Genomic DNA, 11,467 nt, shown 5'->3' with positions numbered 1-11,467 from the left:
GTCACGTATAAATCACCGTATTAACAATTTAAGGTGGTTATTGCATAGGGGTTCCACCTCTTCCCATTCCGAACAGAGAAGTTAAGCCCTATCGCGCCGATGGTACTGCAGAGATGTGGGAGAGTAGGTCGCCGCCCTTTTAATAAAAGCTGATTCTTCTAAAGAGTCAGCTTTTTTTGTGTCTATACTTTTCTGAAATATAACTATGCTATCGTTTAGAAATAAAGAGATGTATCTTCTAATATTGGCAAGAGGAACCTCTTCCCGAATTTAATGCCCTTTGGGAACAGAGAAGTTAAGCCCTATCGCGCCGATGGTACTGCAGAGATGTGGGAGAGTAGGTCGCCGCCCTTTTAATAAAAGCTGATTCTTCTAAAGAGTCAGCTTTTTTTGTGTCTATACTTTTCTGAAATATAACTATGCTATCGTTTAGAAATAAAGAGATGTATCTTCTAATATTGGCAAGAGGAACCTCTTCCCGAATTTAATGCCCTTTGGGAACAGAGAAGTTAAGCCCTATCGCGCTGAGGCTACTGCAGAGATGTGGGAGAGTAGGTCGCCGCCCTTTTAATAAAAGGGGCTTCTTCTAAAGAGTCAGCTTTTTTTGTGTCTATACTTTTCTGAAATATAACTATGCTATCGTTTAGAAATAAAGAGATGTATCTTCTAATCTTGGAAAGAGGGACCTCTTCCCGAATTTAATGCCCTTTGGGAACAGAGAAGTTAAGCCCTATCGCGCCGAGGCTACTGCAGAGATGTGGGAGAGTAGGTCGCCGCCCTTTTAATAAAAGGGGCTTCTTCTAAAGAGTCAGCTTTTTTTGTGTCTATACTTTTCTGAAATATAACTATGCTATCGTTTTAGAAATAAAGAGATGTATCTTCTAATGTTGGAAAGAGGGACCTCTTCCCGAATTTAATGCCCTTTGGGAACAGAGAAGTTAAGCCCTATCGCGCTGAGTGTAAATAGCAAATTAATAATCATCATTTTTTCGTAAAAGTAAATCACCACTATTACAACCAAAAGTTTCCCTGATCCATAATGAGGATCTGCCATATAAATACAGTATAGGGATGATTATCGAACAGGTTCAAAAATGGTCCTTCTATTTTCCATTCTAAAGCTTTGCCCTTTCATTTTTACTACTTCACAACGATATAGTAAACGGTCAAGTAATGCTGTAGCCAACACTTCATCCTCGAGTGTTTCAGCCCATTCTTTAGGAGATTTATTGGTAGTTATAATAACCGATGTTTGTTCATGAAGATGGTTTATTAAATTAAAAAATGAAACTGCATCTTCTTTCTTGATTGGAAAAAGCATAATATCATCAATGGCAATAATATTTGCCTTTAATAGTCGGTTGTATTTTGCAAGAGCAGAAGAGATCATTTCTTTCATTTTCAATGTCTTTATTAACTCCTCCATGGTGATAAAATAAGCTTTGTATCCTGTATTTACGGCATCGTAGATCAATCCTGCTGCGATAAAAGTTTTTCCAGTTCCTGATGGTCCCATTAAAATTAGGTTATAATTCTGTTCCATCCACATCAGCTCCCTCAGTTGCTTAAGATGAGATGGTGTTATACCATTTGAAGCATTAAAATCATATTTATCAAGATCATGATCTTTGGGAAGGTTAGCTAAGGCTATTCGTCGTTCAATATTTTTCTTCTCTCGATGCTTAATTTCACATTCAAAAACAGATAATAAGAACTCCATATAGGTTGGCTTATTTATTTGTGCTTCATGTATAATCCCTTCTGGGTTATTACGGGTCTGGGTGAGTCTTAGAGCATCAGCATGTAGCTTTATTTTTTCAATCTGGTTCATAGGTTTATTAATCTTTCATATGTTTCAATACTACTTCTTGAAGGTTGTACATCACGATTATTGATCTTTTTACCACCACTCATTTCAACTTTAGGAAGAACAACTTTTTGACTGATCTTCATTGCTTCATCCCGACTCTTATAATAGTTAAGTATCTGTATGAAGTCATTTGCATTCAGGATGTTGTTTTCTGAACACCAATTTATGGTTTGCTCTGCAAAACGAATATTATCATCTGTGATTTTCCTGTCTAAAAGTCTTAGACTATCATAATAATATCTTGACTTATCATTCTCTAAAGTTTCTAAATAAAGTTTCACAGAGTCAGTATGTCCCAGTTTATCCAAGATAGTATTATGCAGTTTTTCTTTTGTTTTAGATTTTGGCCTCGAGTGATCGTTATTTTTCACATAATTCCCTCTACTAGATGGAACTAAGTGTTTTGCTAATAGCGTTTGATCGCTATTCAGAATAAGCAATTCATTGTCTTGTTGTGATACAATCACTTTCGTATCAACTCCTTGATACGTTTCGAAAGGTACGCTATATGTATTCCCTTTATATCTGATTGTATTGTCTTTTAACACATTAAGTGTAGGTAATTTATCTTTAGGTGTTTCAATATCCCCATTAAAAGGAAGTAAATGATCTTTTTCTATCATCCACTCTTCTGAAGGTATTTTGTGAGTCGTACTGTGTCTCTTTTGGTTTCCAGTACGACGCAACCAAGCCAAACATGCTGTCTGTAAAGATTCATTATCAATAAATTTTCGACCTTTTAGAAAATTGTATTTCACATACTTAACTACATTTTCTATTTTACCCTTAGATTCAGGATCAGCCTTTCGACAAAAGTGAGTCTCAAATTTATACTTATCACAAAGTTGTCTAAACCCCTGTGTTAGTTTAAAATCTCCTAGATTTTCATCATGAATAAAAACACTATCTTGATCATATACAATACGTTTTGGTATTCCCTCGAAATATGAAAATGCAAGTTCATGAGCATAGTTAGCAGTTTCGCTAGTAAAGGGACGACTTTGACAATAGACATATTTATATCGAGATCGAGAAAGAACCATGGCAAAAAAATAGACCTTAACTCTGCATCCATCTTCTTTATAAAGATAGCATTCACCAAAATCAACCTGCGCCTCAGAACCATATTTCACTTCGACGATTTTCTCATACTGCCGTATCGAATAGGCAGAGACCTTAGGAATGTCATATCGTTTGCGAGTTGACATCACAAAATTATACACCGTCTTACTACAAACTTGAGGCAAGTCTTTAAAATTTTCTTTAAGTCGATCTTCAATTTGTGCGGCAGAGAGAAATGGATACTCAACCAATAAATTTTTGGTGAACATTTGATACGGTGCTAACTTTTTAGGCATCTGACAGATGCTCGTTAAGCTTCGAATGAATTCGTCCTCTTTTGTATTGATATATTTGCGAACAGTAGCGCGATCAATACCTAATTTCGCACTTATTTGACTTTTGTTAAAGCCAGATTCATGCATTTCTTTAACTTTGTACCACATAGAGAATTTTTGTTTTCTATTCATTGCCTCGATTTTTGGTTTGGACACCTAAAAGATCGAGGCTTTTTTATTTATATACAACTGGTGAATAGCTTTTACGAAAATTTGATGAAGTAAAGTTACCTCTTACACGCTGAGGCTACTGCAGAGATGGGCGAGAGTAGGTCGTCGCCCTTTTAATAAAAGGGGCTTCTTATAAAGAGTCAGTTTTTTTTTGTCTATACTTTTCTGAAATATAACTATGCTATCGTTTTAGAAATAAAGAGATGTATCTTCTAATCTTGGAAAGAGGGACCTCCCGAATTTAATGCCCTTTGGTAACAGAGAAGTTAAGCCCTATCGCGCTGAGGCTACTGCAGAAAAGTGGGAGAGTAGGTTGCCGCTGTTTTAATAAAAGGGGCTTCTTATAAAGAATCAGCTCTTTTTGTGTCTATACTTTTCTGAAATAAAGGGATGTTGGAAAGAGGGACCTCTTTACGTAAATCATTTCCTTTATGAGTATTGAATATTTATTCATCACTTTTTTAAGTTACTTTCTATTCAAATCAGTAATTTTCTATGTCCTTGTTTTGTTAATCTTTCTAATGATTTTCTTTTGTCTGTTTGAAAGATAATCATTCGTTTTTGTACGAAAACTCCGTCTACGTTGATATTGTTTTTTATATGACAAATATTGGATGCCGTAGACATCATGAATGATTCTCTACAGTATTTTTCGTTTTGATCATTCTTAATTATCTCTAGATAAAATTATTCATTAAGAAATATTTAGTTGATACTTTATATTTATTGTAGTCCCCTAAATTGTAATTGTTTGAATACATGTATGCATGTGGATAGAGTTTGTATATCGGGTTGTGTTATTAATATAAATATATTCCTAATGCGAATCAAGAGTTCAAAACATAATTAAGAAACGTTGCAGTTAGTTTACCGAATGCATGTACCATTAATCCTTTTGTAGACCTTACTTTACTAGCTCTTTGTATATCTGTTTTTTCGATTAGCCAAGAGAACATTGCTTCAATAGGTTGTCTAATTTTAGATACAGCTCTATTATACAAATCATCTGCTGCTTTTATTCTTTGTTTGATTATCAAGGGCATTCCTTTTATTGCCTTAATAGGTGTCAACATTTCTGAATTATACTGATTCTTCACTTGTTGGTTAAATTCATTATGCATGTAAATTTTATCTTCGAAGAAGGTTCTGTTCCGCATCTCTGACCATCTCTCCTTGTAAACGACAATATCGTTCACAGATGCAGGGGTAAAAAGGACTTGCTCTGGAAATGGTAAAGCATCTTGTCGTCTTATCCCCAGCATATGAAGCTTCATGCCATAATAGTAAACTCCTTTCGTAGAGCAATAGCCTTTATTGGTTACTTCATTGGCCACCTTGCCTTTTCGTTTGCCAGAACACGTTATAATTGGCATCGAATCAAGTAAACATTGATCGATAATACAATCATTAGGCTGAGTGTCTTCAAGTAATAACTCAGACAATCTTGTAAAAGCTCCACCTAAACGATTAAGGCGATTACAAAATGCTTGATAAGATCCTAAATTTGGAAACCAGTCAGACAAGTAATCACATGCAAATTTATGAATCTGATTTATCTTGGTGTATTCTTGATATTGAACACCAAAAAGATATATTGTCATCACCTCTTGATCAGTAAAGCAAGGGGAGTTATTGTTACTAAATCGTTCACAATAATATCTTAACTCATCGAAATAATAACAAATTAGATCGTATATTTTTATTAAATTGAAGTCCTTATCCTTGATTATCATATTTTAAAGTCGCTTTGAAAACAACTATAAGATACTGATCTTTAAGGACAAAAACAATATAAATGTCTATTATATAGGTAATTAAACCACTTGGTTAGATATGAAATCCAACTCTTGATTCGCATTGATTTAATTCGTATATTGCCTAGAACTAAATAAACATATACAATGAACAATTTATTATTTCAACTAATTCTTTTAGTTGGTCTATGCAGTACAGTTACTGCTCAGGGGCAACAAAAGATTAAGTTAGGAAGCCTATCTCTAGGAAAGATTGAGCAACCTTACCTTACTGCAACAAAAGATATTGCTGTAGATGGGAAGGCTATTGTAATCAATGGTGAAAAATATACTACAGGAATTGGAACACTCCCAGGAAGTATTCTCAGAATCAAATTAGATGGAAACTCTACTTTATTGGAAGGTAGAGTGGGGGTAAAGAATTCGATAGAATATAAAGGACCCGTAAAGCATGAAACTTTAAGTGATGGCTTGAAGATGTTCTACTATAATGGAAATGATAGCAAATATCTTGTTGCTTTTGCTGAAACATTAGATCGTATACAAAAAGGAACTTGTCGCTTTCAGATTGTAGGTGATGGTAAGGTTCTTTGGAAAAGTAATGTGTTGAGTACAACGGACAACTCTATACCATTTCGTATCTCTATAGATGGCATTAAAGAGCTTGTTCTTACCGTTGATGATGGGGGGGACGGTATTTCAGGTGACTTACCTTGTTGGATTGACCCAGTCATTACAACAGGTAGTAAAGTAACTTTGGTTGATCATTTTAAAGTTCAATCTAATACTATTGCGAAAAACAATACGCTTCAGAACAAAGTTCAATCACTTCCTACTTTACCTACAAACTATAAATATGCCCCTAAGAAGGATTGGTTGATCCAGAATGAGAATATTCCTTCTGGTGTTTTTATTGATAATAATGGGCATATCTCACTTTCAAATGGCTTAATTACACGAACTTTTTCTGTTACTCCTAATTGTGCCACCATTGGATTATATTCAAATGTTGAACAGAAAGAGCTACTTCGTTCAATGTCACCTGAGGCTGAAGTTTCAATTAATGGGGAAGTTTACGCTATTGGAGGTTTGGAAGGAGAAACGGATAGAGCTTATTTTCAATTAGACTGGTTGAAATCTATGAGGTCTATGCCAAATGCATTTACTGTTCAAGATTTTAGAATATCTCCGTTGCAAAAGAGAGTTGATTGGAAGAATAAGAGATGGTCATTAGTTAGTAAAGATCAAGTAAAAGGAAAAACACTAACTTTTATTTATGGACACAAGGACTACCCTGGGGTAGCTATTGAAGTCAATTATGCCATATATGACAATGTTCCATTGATTGAAAAGTGGATTGCTATAGAAAACAATAGTGAAAATAACATTATTGTAGACTCCTTTAAAAGTGAGATTATCGCACTTTTTGAAGAAGAGAGTTCTGTTGAAAGAGGAAAATCAGATCGCTGGAATTATCCAAATATTCATATTGAAAGTGATTATGCTTTCCATGCGATGTCATTTGCATCATCAAATAAAGTTGTCAATTGGGTGACTGATAAAAAGTATACTTCTCAGGCTAACTATAACCTGAATACACCATGTGTATTAGAATGTAAGCCTCCAATTGGACCTTCTGTTTCTTTAAATAGAAATAGTAAGTTTTCGTCTTTCCGTGTATGGTTTATGCCATATGATTCTTATGACAAACAGAGAAAAGGTCTTGAACAGAATCGTTTTTATATGACTGTTGCTCCTTGGACAACTGAAAATCCAATTTTTCTACATTTGGTTTCATCCAAACCAAAAGATATTAAAAATGCGATTGACCAAGCTAGTGAAGTTGGCTATGAAATGGTAATTCTTAGTTTCGGTAGTGGGTTGAACATGGAGAATAGCGATCCTAAGTACTTGAAGAAATATAAAAAATTAGCAGACTATGCACATAGTAAAGGAATTGAACTTGGAGGGTATTCACTTCTTTCAAGTAGATGGATCTCTGATGATGTGGATGTGATCAATCCTAAAACAGGAAAAAGAGGTGGAATGATTCATGGAAGTTCTCCTTGTCTTGGTACAGAATGGGCTGATAATTATTTTAAGAAGTTGAGAACATTCTTTACTGAAACAGGATTTGATCTGCTTGAGCATGATGGTTCATATCCTGGACAAGTTTGTGCATCAAATAATCATAAGCATCATAAAGATGTCCATGATTCACAATGGTATGCTTGGTCTAAGATTACGGATTTTTACAAATGGTGTAATTCTAATGATATATCGATGAATATTCCTGATTGGTACTACTTAAGTGGTTCAAATAAAAACGGAATAGGGTATCGAGAAGTGAATTGGTCTCTTCCAAGAGAGCGACAACTTGTTATTGGACGACAGAATAACTATGATGGAACTTGGAAGAGGTTGCCGTCGATGAGTTGGACTTTTGTGCCATTGACCCAGTATCATGGTGGTGGTGCTGCTGCAACTATTGAACCACTATCTGAGCACTTGCAGACATATAAAGCCCATATGATGCAAAACTATGGTAGTGGTGTGCAAGCATGCTATCGAGGAAAGCGTTTGTATGACACAGATAAAACAAAAGAGGTTGTAAAAGATGTGATTGGTTGGTATAAGGAGAATAGAAAAATATTAAACTCTCCAATTGTTCATATTCGCAGACCTGATGGACGTAATATTGATGGCTTCATTCATGTAAATCCAAGTTTAAAAAATTGTGGCTTGGCGATGTTTTTTAATCCAACAAATACGAGTATTACGGAAGAAATTAAAATTCCTCTTTATTATACAGGGAAGGCTTCGAAAGTTAAAATTATTGATTCTAATGGAAAATCATATAAAATGAAGTTAGATCGTGACTATAATGTAAAATTAAATGTCACGATTGCTCCTTCTTCTTATGTTTGGTATCGATTTGAATAGAAGTTTGTTAAAAGTGAATCCATAGGGGGATCGGCTATGATATATGCCGACCCCTTTTTTTTATTTTAGGTTTTTATTTGGAAGTAAAGCAAAAAAAGCCCTTTCTTTGCAACGCTTTCGAGAAAAACGATAGCGAGTTCTTAATGGTTTTGATTCAATGTTTTTAAGTTTTTCGGAGACGAAAAATAAATGAAAAAACATTTGGAGTTTAAAGATAAAATGATTTATCTTTGCAACCGCAAAAACATCGGCGCAACGGCGACGATGGATGAAATAAGAAATAAGTTCTTTGAAGATATTTTTTTGATAATGACAAGTACAAAAAGCAACCGTCAATCAATAGATTTTTGAGTTTTTGTTGAGCTAAATTAATTAACTTTTTATACAACGAAGAGTTTGATCCTGGCTCAGGATGAACGCTAGCGGGAGGCCTAACACATGCAAGTCGAGGGGTAACGGAGGTAGCTTGCTACCAGACGACGACCGGCGCACGGGTGAGTAACGCGTATGTAATCTGCCTTGTACAGAGGGATAGCCCAGAGAAATTTGGATTAATACCTCATAGTATTATTGAGTCGCCTGGCTCGATAATTAAAGCTCCGGCGGTACAAGATGAACATGCGTGACATTAGCTAGTTGGTAAGGTAACGGCTTACCAAGGCAACGATGTCTAGGGGTTCTGAGAGGATGATCCCCCACACTGGTACTGAGACACGGACCAGACTCCTACGGGAGGCAGCAGTGAGGAATATTGGTCAATGGACGCAAGTCTGAACCAGCCATCCCGCGTGAAGGATGACTGCCCTATGGGTTGTAAACTTCTTTTATATGCAAATAAACCTACTTTCGTGAAAGTAGCTGAAGGTAGCATATGAATAAACACCGGCTAACTCCGTGCCAGCAGCCGCGGTAATACGGAGGGTGTAAGCGTTATCCGGATTTATTGGGTTTAAAGGGTACGTAGGCGGTAATATAAGTCAGTGGTGAAATCCTGCAGCTCAACTGTAGAACTGCCATTGAAACTGTATTACTTGAGTATACTTGAGGTAGGCGGAATGAGTAGTGTAGCGGTGAAATGCTTAGATATTACTCAGAACACCGATTGCGAAGGCAGCTTACTAAGGTATAACTGACGCTGATGTACGAAAGCGTGGGGAGCGAACAGGATTAGATACCCTGGTAGTCCACGCCGTAAACGATGATTACTCGCTGTTGGCGATACACAGTCAGTGGCTAAGCGAAAGTTTTAAGTAATCCACCTGGGGAGTACGATCGCAAGATTGAAACTCAAAGGAATTGACGGGGGCCCGCACAAGCGGAGGAACATGTGGTTTAATTCGATGATACGCGAGGAACCTTACCTGGGCTTAAATGTACGGCGACCGGTCTAGAGATAGACCTTTCTTCGGACGACGTACAAGGTGCTGCATGGTTGTCGTCAGCTCGTGCCGTGAGGTGTCGGGTTAAGTCCCATAACGAGCGCAACCCTTATCTTTAGTTGCTAACAGGTTAAGCTGAGGACTCTAGAGAGACTGCCACCGTAAGGTGAGAGGAAGGTGGGGATGACGTCAAATCAGCACGGCCCTTATGTCCAGGGCTACACACGTGTTACAATGGTCAGTACAAAGGGCAGCTACCTGGCGACAGGATGCTAATCTCTAAAACTGGTCTCAGTTCGGATCGGAGTCTGCAACTCGACTCCGTGAAGCTGGATTCGCTAGTAATCGCGCATCAGCCATGGCGCGGTGAATACGTTCCCGGGCCTTGTACACACCGCCCGTCAAACCATGGAAGCTGGGGGTGCCTGAAGTCTGTTACCGAGAGGAGCGGCCTAGGGTAAAACTAGTGACTGGGGTTAAGTCGTAACAAGGTAGCCGTACCGGAAGGTGTGGCTGGAACACCTCCTTTCTGGAGCCGACAAGAACGGTTTAAGAAAATCGACAGATTAGGTTGTTTTTTCTTGTCATATCAAAAAAACCTTATATACCCACATGACCAACGTGGTGATAGCGATATGCTGAAATACTAAGGTGGTTATGTTTTTATAGCATAGTCCCGTAGCTCAGCTGGTTAGAGCGCTACACTGATAATGTAGAGGTCCCCAGTTCAAGTCTGGGCGGGACTACATTTAAGATAACGCAGGTTATTGGGGGGATTAGCTCAGTTGGCTAGAGCGCCTGCCTTGCACGCAGGAGGTCATCGGTTCGACTCCGATATTCTCCACACATTTATACTGATTAACTAATTAGTGTATATAAGTTCTTTGACATTCTGGAAGAAGTAATCTGTAAAAAGAATACAACAGTAATATTTTAGATTAACGAAAAGGTTAATGTAATAGAAAGTAAGTAAGGGTGTATGGTGGATGCCTTGGCTCTTAGAGGCGATGAAAGACGTGATAAGCTGCGATAAGCTTTGGGGAGGTGCAAACAACCTATGATCCGAAGATTTCTGAATGGGGCAACCCAGCCAATTTATTGGTTATCTGATTATATCAGAGGCAAACCCGGAGAACTGAAACATCTAAGTACCCGGAGGAAGAGAAAACAAAAGTGATTCCGTTAGTAGTGGCGATCGAACGCGGATTAGCCCAAACCAATTACGTTTCGGCGTAATTGGGGTTGTAGGACTGCAATATGAGATTATGCGTGAAGTGGAAGTAACTGGAAAGTTACACCAAAGAGGGTGAAAGTCCTGTACACGTAAGCAAATATGATCTAGCAGTATCCTGAGTAGGGCGGGGCACGTGAAACCCTGTCTGAATCTGCCAGGACCATCTGGTAAGGCTAAATACTCCTAAGAGACCGATAGTGAACCAGTACCGTGAGGGAAAGGTGAAAAGTACCCCGAACAGGGGAGTGAAAAAGTACCTGAAACCATACACTTACAAGCGGTCGGAGCATATTTATATGTGACGGCGTGCCTTTTGCATAATGAGCCTACGAGTTACTCCTCACTGGCAAGGTTAATAGTTTAAGGCTAGGAGCCGAAGCGAAAGCGAGTCTGAATAGGGCGCTAAAGTCAGTGGGGGTAGACGCGAAACCGTGTGATCTACCCATGGGCAGGTTGAAGTCTTGGTAACACAAGATGGAGGACCGAACCAGGGAGCGTTGAAAAGCTCTTGGATGACCTGTGGGTAGGGGTGAAAGGCCAATCAAACTCGGAAATAGCTCGTACTCCCCGAAATGCATTTAGGTGCAGCCTTGGATATAGTATTGCAGAGGTAGAGCTACTGATTGGATGCGAGGGCTTCACCGCCTATCAACTCCAGACAAACTCCGAATGCTGTAATATGATTACCAGGAGTGAGGGCATGGGTGCTAAGGTCCATG

4 protein-coding genes, 2 tRNA genes and 3 rRNA genes (1 of these 9 only partly in view) are annotated in these 11,467 nt (G+C 38.0%); 6 read left to right on the top strand and 3 right to left on the bottom strand.

Features of this window, described 5'->3' with window-relative positions; translation table 11 throughout:
- Positions 1-29 precede the first annotated feature (29 nt).
- Positions 30-140 (top strand): 5S ribosomal RNA (gene rrf / locus K4L44_15535).
- 935 nt (positions 141-1,075) lie between these two features.
- Here the strand turns inward: rrf and istB are convergent.
- The 3 genes from istB to K4L44_15520 all read right to left on the bottom strand — a co-directional run bounded on the left by istB (position 1,076) and on the right by K4L44_15520 (position 5,171).
- Positions 1,076-1,831 carry an IS21-like element helper ATPase IstB gene (istB, locus tag K4L44_15530; GenBank protein QZE13929.1) on the bottom strand — a complete coding sequence of 252 codons (756 nt, stop codon included), beginning with the start codon at positions 1,829-1,831 and terminating at the stop codon, positions 1,076-1,078.
- A complete protein-coding gene (istA, locus tag K4L44_15525) occupies positions 1,828-3,399 on the bottom strand; it encodes an IS21 family transposase (GenBank protein QZE13928.1) in 1,572 nt (523 codons plus the stop codon). Before istA ends, istB begins: the two co-directional genes overlap by 4 nt.
- An 866-nt stretch (positions 3,400-4,265) precedes the next feature.
- Entirely contained in the window at positions 4,266-5,171 is a 906-nt protein-coding gene (locus K4L44_15520) for a transposase (protein QZE13927.1), read from the bottom strand.
- A 168-nt stretch (positions 5,172-5,339) separates the two neighbouring features.
- On the opposite strand from K4L44_15520, the gene K4L44_15515 reads away from it, so the two are divergent.
- From K4L44_15515 to K4L44_15495, 5 genes are all read left to right on the top strand, one after another.
- Complete coding sequence (locus K4L44_15515) at positions 5,340-8,135, top strand: NPCBM/NEW2 domain-containing protein (GenBank protein QZE13926.1); 2,796 nt, start codon at positions 5,340-5,342, stop codon at positions 8,133-8,135.
- A 384-nt stretch (positions 8,136-8,519) separates the two neighbouring features.
- A 16S ribosomal RNA gene (locus tag K4L44_15510) occupies positions 8,520-10,043 on the top strand.
- Between the two features lie 143 nt (positions 10,044-10,186).
- Positions 10,187-10,260 (top strand) — tRNA-Ile (locus K4L44_15505).
- 24 nt (positions 10,261-10,284) lie between these two features.
- Positions 10,285-10,358: transfer RNA gene (locus K4L44_15500), tRNA-Ala, on the top strand.
- A gap of 115 nt (positions 10,359-10,473) precedes the next feature.
- Positions 10,474-11,467 (top strand): 23S ribosomal RNA (locus K4L44_15495) (it continues 1,886 nt past the right edge of the window).
- The 16S and 23S rRNA genes sit together here with 2 tRNA genes alongside, the layout of an rRNA operon.

Source organism: Prolixibacteraceae bacterium (genome assembly GCA_019720755.1).
Taxonomy (GTDB): Bacteria; Bacteroidota; Bacteroidia; order Bacteroidales; family Prolixibacteraceae; genus Halosquirtibacter; species Halosquirtibacter laminarini.
Note: the sequence above shows the minus strand (reverse complement) of the source record. Positions and strands in the feature narration are given on the sequence as shown.

Bases quoted from the DNA above. Each gene is read 5' to 3' on its own strand.
- istB (QZE13929.1), bottom strand. From the start codon at position 1,831: ATGAACCAGATTGAAAAAATAAAGCTACATGCTGATGCTCTAAGACTC.
- istA (QZE13928.1), bottom strand. From the start codon at position 3,399: ATGAATAGAAAACAAAAATTCTCTATGTGGTACAAAGTTAAAGAAATG.
- K4L44_15520 (QZE13927.1), bottom strand. From the start codon at position 5,171: ATGATAATCAAGGATAAGGACTTCAATTTAATAAAAATATACGATCTA.
- K4L44_15515 (QZE13926.1), top strand. From the start codon at position 5,340: ATGAACAATTTATTATTTCAACTAATTCTTTTAGTTGGTCTATGCAGT.